Genomic DNA, 17,668 nt, shown 5'->3' on the forward strand with positions numbered 1-17,668 from the left:
CGCGGCTAGAAACCTAGCGAAGATAGGTAAGGTTCGTCTCGTATTAGCCCGGTCAAGGCGCAATAGCCATTATTGAAAAAATTAAAGGGGATGTGAAGCAATGAAAACCATTCTTACATCATTTACTGAAGCTGTAAAGGACATTAAAGATGGTGCGACCATTATGGTTGGGGGCTTTGGATTAGTCGGGATTCCAGAGAATTTAATTCTGGCATTAGTGCAAACAGGAGTAAAGGATCTTACGGTTATTTCCAATAACTGCGGCGTTGATGATTGGGGTCTTGGTTTACTTTTGAAGAATAAACAGATCAAAAAGATGGTTGGTTCATATGTTGGGGAGAACAAGGAATTCGAACGGCAGGTGCTTTCCGGTGAAATTGAGGTAGAGCTTGTCCCACAAGGAACACTGGCTGAACGGATTCGAGCAGGCGGAGCAGGAATACCAGCTTTCTATACTCCGGCCGGGGTAGGAACACCGATTGCAGAAGGAAAAGAGGTCCGCGAATTTGACGGGAAAGCTTACCTGCTTGAAAGAGGGATGACAGCAGACTTTTCCTTAGTTCGGGCTTCCATCGGGGATAAAATGGGCAATCTCGTGTATAACAAAACGGCAAGAAATTTCAATCCGATGATTGCTGCTGCTGGAAAAGTAACAATAGCTGAAGTGGAGAAATTAGTTGAAGTTGGGGAACTGGATCCCGATCAAATTCACACACCTAGTATTTATGTTCAAGCATTAATTGTTGGGAATCAAGAGAAAAAGATTGAGAGACTAACAGTACAAAAATAGAAGAAAGGAGTAAAAATTATGTCCAAAATATCAACGAGGGAAAAAATTGCAAGGCGTGCTGAAAAAGAAATTGAAAGCGGTTTCTACGTGAATTTAGGAATTGGAATTCCAACGATGGTTGCCAATTATATCCCAGAAGGGAAGCAGGTCGTTTTACAATCGGAAAATGGGCTGCTAGGCATTGGACCTTATCCAACGGAAAATCAGGTTGATCCTGATTTAATCAATGCCGGAAAAGAAACCGTTACGGCCATTAAAGGAGCTTCATACTTCACCAGCGCAGAATCATTTGCGATGATTCGCGGAGGCCATATTGATATTGCCATTCTTGGCGGAATGGAGGTTTCTGTGAAGGGTGACCTTGCCAATTGGATGATCCCTGGGAAAATGATTAAAGGGATGGGCGGTGCAATGGACCTCGTGCATGGTGCCAAAAAAATTATCGTCATAATGGACCATGTGAATAAAGATGGGCAGCCGAAGATATTAAATGAGTGTTCCTTACCGTTAACAGGTATGGGTGTTGTAAACCGTATTATTACGGACCGTGCCGTGATTGATGTAACTGAAAACGGCTTAAAATTAGTTGAAGTGGCAAAGGGCTATACCATTGATGATATTGTCGCCGTAACAGAGCCAAAGCTTGAAATAGCTGATGATGTTAAGCTAGAAGCATTTTAATGAAATGTAAAAAGGTGAAAGGGATAAACCCTTTCACCTTTTAGTTTTTGATCTGCCGGGAATGCCTTGTTTTTTTCCATAAATAGGGCTTCGCGCAACCTGTAGTAAGCAAAATAACGGAAGTACCCCCTATCACTCGTAAGATAAGAAATGAAATCAACATTGAGGTCCTCATTTAAAGCTGCCATATCTTTTTTCCCCCATTCTAATTTTTAGATAAATTAATTATACTGGGTAAAGAAAGGGTTCTTGAGATTAAGGGGGGAGACCATTTGAAAGTAGAATATTTAAATAGCGGGAGAATTGGAGATTTCATTTCTTATTGTAAGAAACATAAAATGGAGATAGATGATTCATATCTATATGATGAAGATTTAGCGAGTTTTGAAGTAAATGATGAAAATCCTACTTACATCATTTCAGATCAAACAGGTAAGATAGTAGCGGCTGCTTCTCTAATCATAGATGATTATCATAGAAGAGGAAAGAAGGCACGATTTAGAATTTTCCATTCGGAAATAGCGGATAGTGAATGTTACAGTTTGCTCATGCAGGCGATTAAAAAACATACAGAAGGATTAGATCAAGTCTTTGTATTTATCCCTTTGGAAAATGAGCCATTAATGAAGAGTATAGCTGGATTAGATTTTACAGTAGAAAGATATTCTTACCTGCTTGTCAGAGGAGATTTAGAGATTCCCCCTTTCGCTTTGCCGAGCAATTATGAAATAAGACCGTTTAGACCAGGCATGGATGAAGAAGTGTGGTGTGAAGTCAGAAATGCGGGGTTTGCTAAACTTCAGGGGAGTGAAACGCCCGTCACACCAGAAATGGTTACGAAAATGATTTCAGCCAGTGATTATATAGAAGATGGAATGAAAATATTGTATCATGGGGAAAAACCTATAGGTGTTGTCAGGGGATCTAAGGATGAGTATGAAGATTCTCCGATTATGAATATTGGACCACTTGCCATCCTGCCAGATTATCAAGGACAAGGTCTTGGCAGAAGTCTTTTAAGAGCGGCGCTGGATTTTGCTAAAAAGAAATCCTATAATAGGACGTTCCTATGCGTCAATGCTGAAAATGAACGGGCAAAAGCTTTATATGTTCAAGAGGGATTTGAACAGGTTCATGCCGTTGCATGTTATAAGTATAATTTGTTATAAATAACATAATACAATTGGGACCATGTTCCATAATAAACTGAAGGGATGATATGTAGATGGTTACACAAGTCGGTCAAATTATGTTATACGTTAATAATCAAGAGGAATCAGTGAAATTTTGGACAGAAAAGGTCGGATTTATCGTAGTTTCTGATCAAGATAATGGCCAGGGATTGAGATGGATTGAAATTGCTCCGTCACAGGGAGCGGAAACAAGTATTGTTCTTCACAATAAGGAGTTAATAGCCAAAATGCAGCCGGAATTAAATCTTGGCACTCCATCGTTAATGTTCTTCACGGAAAACCTGGATCAATTGTATAAAGATCTTTCTGATAAACATGTCACGGTAGGAGAAATTGTAAACATGCCTTCAGGCAGAGTATTTAACTTTGCTGATGATGAGAAAAATTACTTTGCCATCATGGAAAAAAAGTGACCGCTATTGAACTGCACCTCCAATTTTAGATATCGTGTCTAAAATTGGGGGTGCAGTTCTTTCATATATGGTCACTTTTTTTATTAAGAATAGAAACTGACCGCAGTAACTAGAAAAAATCATTGAGCTCAGAATCTGAATAGATCGATATTAGTACAACTGCTTTTCCATCTCCAATATTTTTCACAAAATGTGGGCAGCTGGCATTCCAACTGAAGGAGTCTCCCTCTTCTGCGATGATGGAGTCCTCGCCCTGCTCGGCAAGAACCTTACCCTCCAGTACTAAATGACTTTCCTCCCCTTCATGGGCATTTGCTTCCCCCATCGAAGCTCCAGGGGGAAATTCCACCAGCATCATTCTTAGACCGCCTTTGGATGTCACATGCTCTATTTTCAGATTGTTATAAGTAGAGTACATTCTTTCATTTTTCCTTACTACTCTCATATGCTGCTGTTTTTCTAGTAATAAGTAAGGTAAAGGTACCCCAAGAAAGCCTGCAATAGTTTGCAAAGTGCTTATGGATGGAGATGTATTATTATTTTCCACGTTGCTAATAAATCCTTTAGATAGTCCAGTGCCCTCACACATTTGAGCTATGGTAATTTTTTTTCTATTACGTATGGCACGTATCTTTGATCCAATTTCCAAATGAACCACCCTCTAATGTTTCCTAATAAAAAACATAATTCTATCTTAGCAAAAAAAATATTGACAATCTACTATAGGTATTGTTATCTTATAGACAATTAATATTCATATGGGAATACAAAAGCTTACTTAGTATTATTTTTTTATCTTTTAGTATTCTTATATGAATCTAATTTATCTATTTAGAAACAATAGCGATTTAAAACAAATTGTTGATTAGGTCTGATCAATAGAGGAAAGCTACTAGCAAATAAAAATAAATAGAATGGATGATGAGAAATGAATTCACCGATGGTTTATGAGCTTCGTCGACCGAAAGAGGTTGCTCCTAATAAAACTTATCCTGCCCTTTTTGTGATGCATGGAATCGGAAGCAACGAGCAAAACATGCTGTCATTGGTAAATGGGTTAGAAGAGGAATTTTTTATTTTTAGTATTCGGGGTCATTTGGAGCATCCGCCTGGATTTGCTTTCTTTACGATTCAAGGCTATGGAAGACCGCATAGAGAGGTGTTTGATCAAGCGATTACTAACCTGACGAGTTTTATTGAGTATGCGTCTGATCAGTATCCTTTAGATTCAAGCCAGCTTTACTTAATGGGCTTTAGCCAGGGAGCAATCCTTTCGATGACACTCGGTTTGACATTAGGGGAGAGAATTAAGGGGATTATTGCCTTAAGCGGATATATTCCCGGATTCGTCAAAGAGGATTATAACGTAAAACCAGTGAATCATATGTCCCTATTTATTTCTCATGGAGAAATGGATCAAGTACTGCCATATGAGTGGGGAGTCGCAAATAAAGAGTATTTTCAAGCATTAGGTGCAAGTGTCACGTTTAAAACGTATCAAGAAGGACATACCGTATCTTTGCAAAACTTTCAGGATTACATGAAGTGGCTGCAGGATTCATTAAAGAAATAACAGATTACTCACAAAGGAGATGATATTATGCTTCCATCATATTTTATTGCTCATGGAGCGCCATTAATAGCCATTGAGACAAATGAGTATACTCAGTTTTTAAATGAATTAGGCAGCACATGGCCAAGACCAAAGGCGATTATTTTATTTTCAGCTCATTGGGAGTCAAGTGCTCAAAAAGTGAGCAATGTCGATCAATATAGCACAATCTATGATTTTGGCGGATTTTCTGAAGAATTGTTTCGCATTCAATATCCGGCAAAGGGAGATCAGGAGATTGCGAAGGAAATTCAAGAGTTATTTGAGAAACAGGGGATCTCTTATGAAGTTGATGCCAAGCGCGGTTTAGATCACGGAGCATGGGTAGTTCTGAGGTTACTGTACCCAAATGCCGACATTCCTGTCATCTCGATGTCCGTTAATCTGCGGCTTTCACCAGAGGAGCAGTATAAGATTGGGAAATCCTTAGCGGAGTTAAGGAAGAAGGATGTTTTAATCATCGGCAGTGGGGGAACGGTTCATAATCTAAGAGCGCTGAATTGGGCAGATAATGGAGAAGTAGATGATTGGGCATTAAATTTTGACGAGTGGCTGGCAAGTCATTTGAAAAATTGGGACCTAGCATCACTTTACAAGTATCAGTCATTAGCACCTGCCGCTAGTTTAGCAGTTCCGCCATATGGCAATGAGCATTTTGTGCCGATCTTCTACGCAATGGGTGCGGCAGATGATCAGAAAACAGCAAAACTATTACACCGCAGCTACCGATATGGAAATCTTAGTCATAGTGTTTGGCAATTTGGCTGAGATATATTTACGAAAAATCAACGGCAGTAAAATGTTTGCACTTGATCAATTGATGTTTAATAGGTCAGAAAATAATAGTCAAAATAGCAAAGCCGCTTAATACTGGATGGCGTTACTTCAAATGGAGGTAATGCCGTCTTTTTTAATAGAAGGAGGAAGCAAGATGCCGATTATTCAAATTACTCTGCTCGAGGGAAGAGAACCAGAAGCAGTTGAACAATGCATTCGCGATGTAGCCCGTACGGTTCATGAATCACTTGGTGCCCCTTTATCGACCATTCGTGTTTACGTAAACGAAGTTCCAAAAAATTATTATGCAGTCGGAGATCAATTAAAAAGCGAGATGTAGAATTGGGATAGGAGGATTCTTTTGATTAATTACAAACAGCTGGCTGAAATGCTAGTAAGTGCTGAAGAAAACAATTATGCAACTTCCTGTATTACCTCTCAACTCCCTGAGTTTAATTTATCTATGGGCTATCTTGTTCAAGACGAGCTAATCCAAATAAAGAAGAATCAGGGAAGTACCTTTTTTGCTTATAAAATGGGTATAACCAGTGAAGCAAAGATGAAGCAAATGAATATAGACCAGCCGATCTATGGGGCAGTGTTTGACTATATGAGAGTACATGACAAGGGGGAAATCTTCATAGAGGAATTCATTCATCCGAAAGTGGAGGCGGAAATTGCCTTTATACTTGGTGAAGATATTGAAGGGCCAGGGGTTACAGGAGCAGAAGTGATGGCCAAAACGAAGGGAATTCAGCCTGCTTTTGAGATCATTGATAGCCGGTATGAAAATTTTAAGTTTAAGCTGCCTGATGTAGTTGCAGATAATACATCTGCCTCTAGGGTTGTTATGGGAAATAAAGTTTTCGATCCTAAACAATTCGATCTTGAAAAGATTGGGGTTACACTATCTATAAATGGGGAAATAAAAGCTAGTGGGACAAGTGCGGACGTTTTAGGCAATCCAGCCAACTCTGTTGCGATGTTAGCCAATATGCTATTTTGCCAAGGAAAGGGCAAAATCCCGAAAGGCTCTATCATCTTCACTGGAGGAATCACAGAGGCGATCTTGTTAACGAAAGGCGATCATGTGACTTCAAAATTTGAGGGAATGAGTGAAATATCACTTTATATTCGTTAATCATGATTAAAGGCAAGGCTTAAGCCAAAATTTATACCCCACTAATAATGGAAAAAAACTAGATGCCGTAAACTGCTTGGCATCTAGTTTTATTTTAATTAGTCTTATTTCGTATAGTTATCAAAATATCCTTGGATAAAGATAATCGGTGTTCCTTTATCTCCGCTGCCTGAAGTTAAATCGGATAGAGAGCCAATCAGGTCAGTTAATTTTCTAGGGGTCGTTCCTTGTGATTCCATAGATCCTACAAGGTCTGATTCTTTATTATTAATAAATTCGGAGATTGCCTTTTTCAGCTCTTCCCCTTTTAAATCAGCAAAGTTGTTATCAGCAAGATACTTCAGCTTTATTTCATTAGGAGTTCCATCAAGACCGGATGTGTAAGCAGGCGATACAACTGGATCCGCAAGCTCCCAAATTTTCCCGACAGGATCCTTAAAGGCGCCGTCTCCATAAACCATCACTTCAACGACTTTTCCAGTCTTTTCTTTAAGCATTTGCTGAATATGATCAACGGTTGGCTGGCAATTGCGCGGGAATAGCTTCACGCTGTCTTCAGTTGCTTTATTAGATCCAAGCAGACCGTAATCTTCATTACAGCCGCTACCATCAATAGAAGCTGATAAGATATTATCAAGACTATAAATTTTTTCGCCGCCATTAGCTTTTAAGATTCTCTTAGTTCTAAATCTTGTATGGATATCACAAGTAAGAACATTCTTTGTATATTCTAAAATGGTTTTCGGGTTATTAGAGAAGATGACTTCACATTCAACACCGTATTCTTTTACTAATGATTTATAGTAATCAATATAATCAACACCGGTAAACGTATGTTTGTTATAGCCAAAAAGGTCACGGAATTGGTCCTCAGTTAAAACATCTGTCCAAGGATTTACACCCTTTTCATCAAGCAAATCGATATCTACTAGATGATTTCCTACTTCATCAGACGGATAGCTGAGCATTAATACAATTTTCTTTGCTGCCCCTTTTGCAATACCGCGAAGACAGATGGCAAAGCGATTGCGGCTTAAGATAGGGAAAATGACCCCAATTGTTTCATCACCAAATTTTGAACGAACATCTTGAGCAATATGATCGACTGTCGCATAGTTTCCTTGTGCACGAGCAACAATGGATTCCGTTACGGTTACAATATCTTTATCTTTAATGCTAAAGCCTTCAACTTCTGCAGCCTTTAGCACACTATCTACAACAATTTCTTCAATATTGTCCCCTTGATTGATGATGGGGCAACGAAGGCCTCTAACAACAGTTCCAACTACTCTTTCCAATATAATCGCTCCCTTATGACTGTTAGGCTTAATTTCCATAATATCCACTTGTACTATACACCTCTTTAATGGTATAAGTAAAATTAATATATCTAATAGTGGATATAAGGAGTGGTTATGTGGTAAGTAAATTAGATTTATATAAGGTTTTTTGTAAAGTTGGAAATTGCAAAAGTTTTTCTAAGGCGGCGAAAGAGCTTTACATGACACAGCCTGCCGTTAGTCAAAGCATCATGCAATTAGAAAAAGAATTGGATACACGCCTTTTTAATCGGACTCCTAAAGGGGTTACCTTCACTGATGAGGGCAAACTATTATTTGAATATACTCATTCAGCTATTAATTTAATAGATGTAGGAGAGGAAAAAATACTAGAATTTAAAAATTTAACTACGGGAGAATTAAAGATTGGTGTTGGGGACACGATCTCCAGATATTTTTTACTTCCATATTTAGAGGTTTTTCACAATAATTATCCCAATATTAAATTTAAGATTGTGAATGGGACGACATTAGAAATCTGCTCTTTGCTCAAATCGGGAGAGGTCGATGTGGCTGTTTGTAATTTCCCGATTGATGACCCTGCGCTAGAGTTAAGGCCATGCCTTGAAGTCCACGATATCTTTGTATGCGGAGAAAAATATAAGGCCCTATTATCTGAAGCCGTGAGTATCCAGAAATTAGTCAAGCTGCCTTTAATTTTTCTAGATAATTCAAATTCCAGAAACTATGTTGAAGATTATTTACTATCCAAAGGTATACAAATATCCCCTGAATTCGAATTAGGCTCACATGATCTACTTTTGGAATTTGCAAAAATTAATCTAGGGATTGCCTGTGTGACGAAGGAATTTTCACTAAGTTATTTAAATAAAGGATTATTGTATGAAATCAAGCTTATTGAGGAAATACCAAAACGCGATATAGGTGTCTGTTTTCTGAAAAGTGTTCCACTTTCGCCAGCATCTACTAAATTTGTGGATATTATTGAAAATAAAAAAGACGGAAAGAAAATACCATATTCTTTAAACACCTCTAATTAATAAGAGGTGTATTTTTTTGGTTGCCGCAAACGAAATAATCCAAATATTCCAAAATCTATTTAATTATTTTGAAAATGGCTACATATGATTAGGAGTAAGGTTTGATTTTCTCATTAAGGAATAAAAAATTTGGAGGGGGATTCATGAGAAAGATTCTTTCAATTATGTCTGTACTTTTACTACTATTTGTAGCTGCATGTTCAAGTGATTCTGCTACAAAAAAGCCAGAGGAAGAAAAACCAAATGAAGAAAAGCCAGAGAAAACGTGGGAACCAGAAAAGGCTATTGAAATCGTTGCACCTGCTGGTCCTGGAGGCGGTTGGGATACAACTGCGCGTATGGCAGCAAAAGTCTTTGAAGAAGAGAAGATTATCGAGCAAAGCTTAGGAGTAGTAAACAAACCTGGAGGTGGAGGAGCAATTGCTTGGGCGTACATTCATAGCAAAAAGGATAGCCCATATAACTTGTTCGTTACTTCGCCGCCTATGCTTTTAGTTCCGCTTAACGGACAATCTGAGTTTGATTTCGAGGATTTCACACCAATTTCTAACCTGATTGCGGATTATGCAGCGATTGCCGTTAAGGCAGATGCAAAATGGAATAATTTAAATGAATTATTTGAGGACATGAAAAAGGATCCATCTAGCATTTCGATTGTTGGAGCATCTTCTCCAGGAAGCATGGACCACATTCAATTCATTAAAGTAGCAAAGGCTGCTGGAGTAGACATTAAGAAAATAAAATATGTATCAGATCAAGATGGTGGTGCACTTACTCAATTGTTAAATGGCAGTGTACAAGTTTTTTCAACAGGTGTAGCTGAAACGGTAGAGCAAGTAAAGGCAGGGAAAATTAAGGTATTAGGTGTGACCTCAGAAGAACGTCTATCTGGTGAAGTGTTAAAAGACTTCCCAACAGTAAAAGAGCAAGGAATTGATGCTACGTTCATTAACTGGAGAGGTTTCTTTGGGCCGCCGGAAATGGATCAAGCCGCACTAGACTACTATGAGAAGAAATTTAAGGAGTTAAGTGATTCTGCAGGCTGGGCGAAAATACGAGAGCAATATGGATGGTCTGAAATGTATATGAACAACAAAGAATATGTTGAATTTTTGACAAAAGAAAAAGTAGCCATGAAAGAGCTATTAGATGAATTAGGCATAGGAAAATAAGGAATGCAATAGGGAGCCAATGGATCAATTCATTGGCTCCTTTCCAAAAGGTGGTGCAAGCGTGTTAAATACATTGAATAAAAAAATATCCGTTTTTTTAGCATTGATATCCATTGGCTATTTAGTGTTAAGCCTTCGTTTACCAGCTTTTCCTTATGTTCCAGTAGACTCCGATGCAGTTCCGATTACACTTGGATTTATTCTTTTGTTTTTATCAATCTTACTTTACTTCAATAAGGATGAACAAAAAGGCGAAGGCAGAAAACTTCCAAAAGGGGAAGGGAAGGTAATTTTAACTGTTCTTAGTTTTGTATTGCTCTATATTTTCTTTCTTGAAATACTAGGGTTTATCATTACAACTGCCTTATTTCTTTTCCTTAATTCTCGATTTCTTGGATACAAAAAATGGCTTTCAAATGTCATTGTATCTCTATCGATCCCTCTTTTTATCTATCTTTTATTTAATTCATTCTTACAAATTAGCTTACCAAAAGGCATTTTACCTTTTTAGGGAGGAGGGTTACATTGGATATTTTTGAAGGAATCATAACTGGCTTTAAAGTAGCGTTAAGCCTGCATGGCCTCTTATTTGTATTTATTGGTGCAGTTATCGGAACACTTATTGGGATGATTCCTGGTTTAGGTCCAATAACAGCTATTGCTGTGATGATCCCGATTACGTATGGAATGGATCCTGCAATGGCCTTATTGTTAATGGCAGGAGTTTATTATGGCGCTGCTTACGGTGGTGCAGCTTCTTCTATCTTACTGAATGCACCTGGAGAATCAATGTCTGTTCCAACTACCTTCGATGGATATCCAATGGCAAAACAGGGGAAAGCGGGTAAGGCATTGGCCATTGCCGCAATCGCTTCCTTTGTAGGAGGTACAGTAAGTGTTGTTCTTTTAACACTTTTTGCACCGGTTCTTGCAAATCTTGCCATATCATTTGGTCCTGCTGAATATTTTGCACTGATGTTAATGGGTTTAATGACTGTATCAAGTTTCTCAGAAGGTTCAACAGTAAAAGCTTTAATATCAGCCACAATTGGGTTTATGATTTCCACGATAGGAATAGATGGACAAACAGGCACTGTGAGATATACCTTTGGCATTACAAATTTATTAGAAGGAATTGACTTTCTAGTTATAGCCCTTGGTTTGTTTGCATTAGCAGAGGTTAGCTCATTAATATTGGAACGGAAAGAAAAAAGTATCTTCAGCAATAAACTAGGAAGCTTACATTTAACAAAACAAGATTACAAGGAAATGGCTGGACCAATGGGCAGGCAATCCGTTTTAGGCTTTTTGATTGGCGTTCTTCCTGGTGCAGGCGGAACCATTGCTTCCTTTCTAGGATACATTTCTGAGAAGAAGTTATCGAAAAAACCAGAGGAGTTTGGAAAAGGTTCGATTGCCGGTTTAGCCGGACCAGAGGCTGCAAATAATGGAGCTTCTAGTGGTGCCTTTGTTCCTTTATTAAGCTTAGGAATCCCAGGTTCAGGAACAACAGCGGTTATGTTAGGGGCATTAATTGTGTTAGGGGTCCAACCGGGCCCATTACTAATGAATGATCACCCCGATGTGTTTTGGGGAGTGATTGCGAGTATGTATATCGGGAATATTATTCTGCTAATATTGAACCTTCCATTAATACCATATATATCGAAAATATTAAAAATACCGCGCCCGCTACTGATTTCACTCGTCATCGTATTTTGTTTAATCGGTGTGTTTGGAATAAGCTATAGTACATTTGATTTATATTTGTTGGTGTTATTTGGAATTATCGGTTTCTTTATGGCAAGCTTGAAATTTCCAGCAGCCCCTATGCTATTAGCCTTTATATTAGGCGGAATGATGGAACAGTCTTTACGTCAATCTTTGACCATATCAAACGGGAGCTTACTGATTTTTGCAGAAAGGCCAATTGCTTGCACATTACTTGTCATTGCATTCCTTTCCTTTATTGTACCGATCTTTAGGAATAGGAAAAAGAAAAAAGTGGCTGATGATTCAATGGACCAACAGCTATAACTCTATATAACACCTAACTAGTATTGATAAGGAAGAAAGGGTGATTAGTTTCATGCAAAAGTTAGAATCAACAAAAGCTCTTCAAGTAGATGAAGTATTAGAAACCATTGCAGAATATGTCTTAAATAAACAAATAACAAGTGAGGCTGCATTTGAAACAGCAAGATATGTACTCATGGATACGTTAGGCTGCGGATTTTTGGCAATGAGATACCCGGAATGCACAAAACATCTTGGCCCAATTGTCCCAGGAACGGTTGTACCAAATGGAAGCAGAGTACCAGGGACACAATTTGAATTAGATCCGGTACAAGCAGCTTTTAATATTGGCTGTGCAATTCGTTGGCTTGATTATAATGACACATGGCTAGCAGCCGAATGGGGACATCCTTCCGATAACTTAGGTGGCATACTTGCTGTTGCTGATTATGTAAGCCGGAAACGGATTTCTGAAGGAAGTGACCCACTCACAATGGACAGTGTACTTGAAGCAATTGTCAAAGCGCATGAAATTCAAGGAGTACTAGCCTTAACAAATAGCTTGAATCGTCAAGGTCTAGATCATGTTCTATTTGTTAAGATTGCAACAACCGCTGTGGTAACCGCTATGCTTGGGGGAACAAAAGAACAAATAATCAATGCCTTATCGAATGCATGGATTGATAATTCTAGCTTGAGAACATACCGTCATTTTCCGAATACAGGCTCACGGAAGTCTTGGGCAGCAGGTGATGCAACAAGCCGCGGTGTTCGGCTGGCGATGATGGCTATGAAAGGTGAAATGGGCTATCGAACAGCATTAACGGCTCCGAATTGGGGATTCCAAGATGTCCTTTTTGCTGGAAAGGAACTTACGTTAAGTAGACCGTTAGACACTTATGTGATTGAAAACATCTTATTTAAGATTTCGTTTCCTGCAGAATTTCATGGTCAAACAGCTGCGGAATGTGCGGTTGAACTTCACCCGCAAATCGTGAATCGTTTAGATGAAATTGATAAAATCGTTATAACGTCACATGAGTCAGCGATAAGAATTATTGATAAAACAGGTCCGCTTCATAATCCTGCAGACAGAGACCATTGTCTGCAATATATAGCGGCAATTGGACTCCTATTTGGAACAATAAATTCAGATCACTATGAAGAAGAAGCTTCACAGGATCCTAGAATTGATCGCCTGCGTGAAAAAATGGAGGTTATTGAAAATAAACAGTACAGTGAGGATTATCTAGATTCAAATAAGCGATCAATCGCCAATGCGATTCAAATATTTTTCAAGGATGGTACTTCAACTGAAAGGATTATCAGGGAATATCCAATTGGGCACCGCTTCCGCAGAGACGAGGGAATACCATTATTATTTAAAAAATTCAGCAGTAATTTAGAAACGCGCTTCCCTCAAAACCAAGTAAGAGAAATCTTTCAATTATGTACAGACCACAATGAATTATGTAAAACAAACGTCAATGATTTCATGGCGAAATTAGTAATCTAGGGGGGAATCCATATGCCTTGGATTGTTGATAAAGAACTAAGTCAAGAAGAGTTGGCCAAACTGTTTCGTGAAAAAATGTTACATTCTACTATTTTACAGATACCGGGAGTGCATGATGGAATGACCGCTCTTGTTGCGAAAAAAACTGGCTTCGAGGCACTGTATTTATCAGGTGCAGCCTATACAGCTAGTCGCGGTCTTCCAGATTTAGGTATTGTTACTTCAGAAGAAATGGCTGCACGTGCTAAGGACCTCATTCGTGCTGCAAATTTACCGGTACTCGTAGATATCGACACAGGCTTTGGCGGGATTCTCAATACAGCAAGAACAGCAAGAGAAATGGTGGAGGCAAAGGTGGCTGCCGTTCAAATAGAAGATCAGGAGCTGCCAAAGAAATGCGGTCATCTTAATGGAAAAAAGTTAATTAGTGTTGAAGACATGATGCAAAAAATCAAGGTTATTAAAGAAGTAGCTCCTTCATTACTTGTTGTTGCAAGAACGGACGCAGTTGCTGTTGAAGGAATCGATCAGGCAATTGAACGGGCAAATAAGTATGTAGAAGCTGGAGCGGATGCTATTTTTCCAGAAGCACTCACGAATGAAGAGGAGTTTCTGCAGGTGAAGAATGGAATAAAGGCGCCGCTGTTAGCCAACATGACAGAATTCGGAAAAACGCCTTATTTTCATGCTAACGAATTTGAATCATTTGGTTACAGCATGGTTATTTACCCAGTTACATCACTTCGAACTGCTGCAAAAGCAATAGAAGATGTTTTTACTGAAATTCGCAGCAATGGTACACAAAAGAATTACCTAAATAAAATGCAAACAAGAAAAGAACTTTATGAAACAATCAGTTACTATGAATTCGAAAAACTAGACTCGAAAATTGCAAAAACTATATTAACGGAAACATGAATGAGGGACATTTGGACGGGAACTATGTCCCAATTCAAACGAAGGCGGGACAATAAACCTGACCTCTTGTCCCTTTGAAAGTGGGTAAGTCATATTGGTTGATTTACGGAGTGATACGTTAACAAAGCCTACTGGGGCAATGAGAAGGGCAATGTATGAAGCGATAGTAGGCGATGACGGAAGAAGCAATCAAGACGGAAAAGGAGAAGACCCGACCGTCAATACCCTTGAAGACTTAGCAGCAAACATAACAGGGAAAGAAGACGCCATGTTTTGTAACAGTGGCTCAATCGGAAACATAATCGCTATGATGACTCACTGTATCAGAGGGGATATTGTAGCAATAGAGGAGAACAGCCATATATACAAAAGTGAAAGATCACCTTTCATGAAGAACTACTTTGGTTTACAACCAGTCTCTTATGAAACAGATGAGTTTGGGATTCCAAAAATAGAAAACCTCAAATCTATTTTTTTACAAGGAGAGACAAAGCTTTTATGCTTGGAGAATTCAAACAATTTCAAAGGCGGTACGTGTATGTCTGCTCAGGAGACAGAAGTGATCTGTAAACTGGCAAAAGAATGCAAGATTCCTGTTCATTTAGATGGAGCGAGAATATTTAATGCAGCTGCCTATTATAATCTATCAGTTAAAGAGCTAGTAGCCCCGGTTGATTCCATTATGTTTTGTGTTTCCAAAGGATTAAGCGCGCCGATCGGTTCCCTGCTTTGTGGAAGTAAAGAATTTATACAGCAGGCAAGAACAACGAGAAAGCTGCTTGGAGGAGGCATGCGTCAATCTGGTATTGTTGCAGCCGCAGGAATTCTTGGGATAACGGAGGAATCCCAAAGGTTAAAAGAGGATCATGAACATGCCTATTTACTCGCAAGCAAAATTGCGGAGAATAAAAATATTAAATTAAACCTCGGAATGGTTCAAACGAATATTGTAGTCGTTGATGTTTCGCCTAGTGGATATTCAGCAGGAAAATTTGAATCGGATCTTATGGAGCGTGGGTTAAAGGTTAAAAGCATGTCAGACAAATATGTTAGAATGACAACATACCGCGGTATAAGTAAAGATGATATAGAAAAAGCGGCAGAGATTTTTAATGGGTACTGTAATGAATTGTAAGGGACAATGGGACAGGAACCGTGTCCAATTAAGGAACGCGAGGACAAACTACTTCCAATCAATAACGAAGGCGGGACCATGAACCTGTCCCTCTGACCCACATAATTAGTGGTTGAATGTTTCAGAAGAATCTGATAAGATAGTATCAATTTCAAAGGCTATGTGTAACTGGCGAAAACGGATAACCGTGGGGGAGCACATAGTATCGATTAGCCGTTCGCCTGGGCAGAGGTAAGGGAGTTTATTCCCTTACCTCTTTGTGTATATACAGGAGGGATGGCTCAGAAAATTAATGGTTGATAAAGCTTTTAATTTCTATTATTGTAGAGATACAGATTTTTCCCAATATTTGAACGTTTTTAAAAAGTGAATAGGAAGAAAGCTATGATTGTTATGGGTCACACTATAGCAGGAGCAGCTTCTGGAGAGACTGCAGGTTGACTGCAGCGCCGAAGGGTTCAAAATCTCAGGCAAAAGGACAGAAGAATAACGAATGTATTGTGGTATTTGTTATTTTTTGATGTCTGAAGAGATTGGAGAACACCAGTCTCTTTTTTATTTTATTAGATTCCAAGGTTATAAATATACGATAAAGAGGAGAAGTGAAGATGAGCACAACAGTGGTAAATAAAGCAAAGACAATCAAAACATTAAATAACATCGCAGAAAGCGGACTAAAAGTTTTTAATAATCATTATACAATTGACAATGATAGTGAGAACCCTGATGCAATTGTTGTTCGCAGCTTTAATATGCATTCAATGGAATTCGGCAAACAATTAAAGGCTATTTCGCGAGCAGGAGCGGGCGTGAATAACATTCCGGTCGATAAGTGCACGGAGCAAGGGATTGTTGTATTTAATACCCCAGGTGCTAATGCCAACGCGGTGAAAGAATTGGTGCTGACTTCATTAATGGCTGCATCTCGTAACCTTTTTGCCGGAGTGAGCTGGGTTAAGACGTTAGCGGGCGAGGGAGAACAAATTCCAAAGCTTGTGGAAGCGGGCAAGAAGCAATTTGTTGGGAAGGAAATTAAGGGGAAAACTCTAGGCGTCATTGGGTTGGGAGCGATCGGCGCACTTGTGGCGAATGATGCGATTGAGTTAGACATGGATGTCATTGGGTTTGACCCATTTATCTCTGTTGATATTGCCTGGAAGTTATCCCGCAAAGTACAGCGGGCGATGACAATTGAACAGCTTTTTGCTGAATCTGATTATATTACCGTCCATGTTCCATTAACGGAAGATACAAGAGAAATGTTCAACGAAGCGACCTTTAGCTTAATGAAGGACGATGTCTATATTTTGAACTTTTCTCGAGGTGAATTAGTGAATGAAAAGGATATGTCAGCTGCCCTTGAAAGCGGAAAAGTAGGAAAGTATATGACAGATTTCCCAAATGAAAATGTAATGAAAATGAAGAACGTGATTCCAACCCCTCATCTTGGTGCTTCTACAGTTGAATCCGAGGAGAATTGCGCGATTATGGCAGCCCGCCAGCTAAAGGAGTTTCTAGAGACAGGGAATGTTAGAAACTCAGTGAATTTCCCCAATGCTGCTCTTCCTTATACCGGAAAACAGCGTGTGACGGCTTTCCATCAAAACATTCCAAACATGGTCGGAAAGATTACATCTGCTATATCAAACTATCATTTAAACATCGCCGACATGGTGAATAGAAGCCGTGGCGATTATGCTTATACCATTATTGATATTGATAATAATGTAGATAATGAAATTATGTTGAGTTTGGAAGAGATCATTAGCCAGATCGATGGAATTGTGACCGTTCGGATGATTTAATTGACAAAGACTAGCCCTCTTAAGGTGGGGGCTGGTCTTTTTTTGCCAGAAAGAGTTCATGAAGCTCGTTTTAGCAGGTTAAGATGGAAAACGGAAATCCATGAAGGGTTCATGAGGCTTGTTTTAGCAGGTTAAGATGACGGAAGCCATGAAGGGTT

The 17,668-nt window shown here is 39.0% G+C and carries 19 protein-coding genes and 2 riboswitches; of the genes, 16 read left to right on the forward strand and 3 right to left on the reverse strand.

The genetic code is table 11. The annotated features are described in order from the left end of the window. The first annotated feature begins 100 nt into the window (after window positions 1-100). On the forward strand, window positions 101-790 hold the full coding sequence (locus V7122_RS04570) for a CoA transferase subunit A (RefSeq protein WP_335347323.1): 690 nt from the start codon (window positions 101-103) through the stop codon (window positions 788-790). A gap of 18 nt (window positions 791-808) precedes the next feature. Beyond that, the gene (locus V7122_RS04575; protein WP_335525917.1) at window positions 809-1,471 is read left to right on the forward strand and encodes a CoA transferase subunit B; all 663 of its coding nucleotides are present in this window, start codon (window positions 809-811) and stop codon (window positions 1,469-1,471) included. Here the strand turns inward: V7122_RS04575 and V7122_RS04580 are convergent. Then, the gene (locus tag V7122_RS04580) at window positions 1,468-1,659 is read right to left on the reverse strand and encodes a hypothetical protein (RefSeq protein WP_335347321.1); all 192 of its coding nucleotides are present in this window, start codon (window positions 1,657-1,659) and stop codon (window positions 1,468-1,470) included. The two genes, V7122_RS04575 and V7122_RS04580, sit on opposite strands and share 4 nt — an antisense overlap. Window positions 1,660-1,743: 84 nt before the next feature. On the opposite strand from V7122_RS04580, the gene V7122_RS04585 reads away from it, so the two are divergent. Together V7122_RS04585 and V7122_RS04590 are read left to right on the forward strand one after the other, a co-directional pair. After that, the gene (locus V7122_RS04585) at window positions 1,744-2,640 is read left to right on the forward strand and encodes a GNAT family N-acetyltransferase (RefSeq protein WP_335347320.1); all 897 of its coding nucleotides are present in this window, start codon (window positions 1,744-1,746) and stop codon (window positions 2,638-2,640) included. 56 nt (window positions 2,641-2,696) lie between these two features. Further along, window positions 2,697-3,077: a VOC family protein gene (locus V7122_RS04590; protein ID WP_335347319.1), complete on the forward strand. Its 381-nt coding sequence runs from the start codon at window positions 2,697-2,699 to the stop codon at window positions 3,075-3,077. 109 nt (window positions 3,078-3,186) lie between these two features. Here V7122_RS04590 and V7122_RS04595 read toward each other — a convergent pair whose 3' ends face one another. Continuing rightward, entirely contained in the window at window positions 3,187-3,726 is a 540-nt protein-coding gene (locus tag V7122_RS04595) for a helix-turn-helix domain-containing protein (RefSeq protein ID WP_335347318.1), read from the reverse strand. Between the two features lie 279 nt (window positions 3,727-4,005). Between V7122_RS04595 and V7122_RS04600 the strand changes: the two genes are divergently transcribed. From V7122_RS04600 to V7122_RS04615, 4 genes are all read left to right on the forward strand, one after another. Beyond that, window positions 4,006-4,650, forward strand: coding sequence for an alpha/beta hydrolase (locus V7122_RS04600; protein ID WP_335347317.1), 645 nt, complete (start codon window positions 4,006-4,008; stop codon window positions 4,648-4,650). 27 nt (window positions 4,651-4,677) lie between these two features. Continuing rightward, on the forward strand, window positions 4,678-5,457 hold the full coding sequence (locus tag V7122_RS04605; RefSeq protein ID WP_335347316.1) for a DODA-type extradiol aromatic ring-opening family dioxygenase: 780 nt from the start codon (window positions 4,678-4,680) through the stop codon (window positions 5,455-5,457). A gap of 163 nt (window positions 5,458-5,620) precedes the next feature. Continuing rightward, the gene (locus V7122_RS04610) at window positions 5,621-5,806 is read left to right on the forward strand and encodes a 2-hydroxymuconate tautomerase (protein ID WP_315666670.1); all 186 of its coding nucleotides are present in this window, start codon (window positions 5,621-5,623) and stop codon (window positions 5,804-5,806) included. A gap of 21 nt (window positions 5,807-5,827) precedes the next feature. Continuing rightward, window positions 5,828-6,607, forward strand: coding sequence for a 2-keto-4-pentenoate hydratase (locus V7122_RS04615; RefSeq protein ID WP_335347315.1), 780 nt, complete (start codon window positions 5,828-5,830; stop codon window positions 6,605-6,607). 104 nt (window positions 6,608-6,711) lie between these two features. On the opposite strand, the gene V7122_RS04620 is transcribed toward V7122_RS04615, so the two are convergent. Next, window positions 6,712-7,905 carry a coenzyme F420-0:L-glutamate ligase gene (locus V7122_RS04620; protein ID WP_335353237.1) on the reverse strand — a complete coding sequence of 398 codons (1,194 nt, stop codon included), beginning with the start codon at window positions 7,903-7,905 and terminating at the stop codon, window positions 6,712-6,714. A gap of 119 nt (window positions 7,906-8,024) precedes the next feature. Here V7122_RS04620 and V7122_RS04625 point away from each other — a divergent pair, with 119 nt between their 5' ends. The 8 genes from V7122_RS04625 (at window position 8,025) to V7122_RS04660 (ending at window position 17,510) form a co-directional block, all read left to right on the forward strand. Then, a complete protein-coding gene (locus V7122_RS04625) occupies window positions 8,025-8,948 on the forward strand; it encodes a LysR family transcriptional regulator (RefSeq protein WP_335344828.1) in 924 nt (307 codons plus the stop codon). Window positions 8,949-9,091: 143 nt separating this feature from the next. Continuing rightward, a complete protein-coding gene (locus V7122_RS04630) occupies window positions 9,092-10,120 on the forward strand; it encodes a tripartite tricarboxylate transporter substrate binding protein (protein ID WP_335344827.1) in 1,029 nt (342 codons plus the stop codon). 19 nt (window positions 10,121-10,139) lie between these two features. After that, window positions 10,140-10,631, forward strand: a complete 492-nt coding sequence (locus V7122_RS04635) for a tripartite tricarboxylate transporter TctB family protein (RefSeq protein WP_335344826.1) — start codon at window positions 10,140-10,142, stop codon at window positions 10,629-10,631. A 14-nt stretch (window positions 10,632-10,645) separates the two neighbouring features. Next, window positions 10,646-12,157 (forward strand): tripartite tricarboxylate transporter permease, encoded by a 1,512-nt coding sequence (locus tag V7122_RS04640; RefSeq protein ID WP_335344825.1) that lies wholly within the window; start codon window positions 10,646-10,648, stop codon window positions 12,155-12,157. A gap of 52 nt (window positions 12,158-12,209) precedes the next feature. Further along, entirely contained in the window at window positions 12,210-13,652 is a 1,443-nt protein-coding gene (locus V7122_RS04645; RefSeq protein ID WP_335344824.1) for a bifunctional 2-methylcitrate dehydratase/aconitate hydratase, read from the forward strand. Window positions 13,653-13,664: 12 nt separating this feature from the next. Beyond that, the gene (gene prpB / locus V7122_RS04650; RefSeq protein ID WP_335353214.1) at window positions 13,665-14,570 is read left to right on the forward strand and encodes a methylisocitrate lyase; all 906 of its coding nucleotides are present in this window, start codon (window positions 13,665-13,667) and stop codon (window positions 14,568-14,570) included. A 94-nt stretch (window positions 14,571-14,664) separates the two neighbouring features. After that, on the forward strand, window positions 14,665-15,705 hold the full coding sequence (locus tag V7122_RS04655; protein ID WP_335344822.1) for a GntG family PLP-dependent aldolase: 1,041 nt from the start codon (window positions 14,665-14,667) through the stop codon (window positions 15,703-15,705). 154 nt (window positions 15,706-15,859) lie between these two features. Continuing rightward, a riboswitch (ZMP/ZTP riboswitch) is annotated at window positions 15,860-15,939 on the forward strand. A gap of 177 nt (window positions 15,940-16,116) precedes the next feature. Beyond that, window positions 16,117-16,197: riboswitch (glycine riboswitch) on the forward strand. Between the two features lie 116 nt (window positions 16,198-16,313). After that, window positions 16,314-17,510, forward strand: coding sequence for a phosphoglycerate dehydrogenase (locus V7122_RS04660; protein WP_335344821.1), 1,197 nt, complete (start codon window positions 16,314-16,316; stop codon window positions 17,508-17,510). Window positions 17,511-17,668 lie beyond the last annotated feature (158 nt).

This window comes from Bacillus sp. JJ1532 (assembly GCF_036965085.1).
Taxonomy (GTDB): Bacteria; Bacillota; Bacilli; order Bacillales; family Cytobacillaceae; genus Cytobacillus.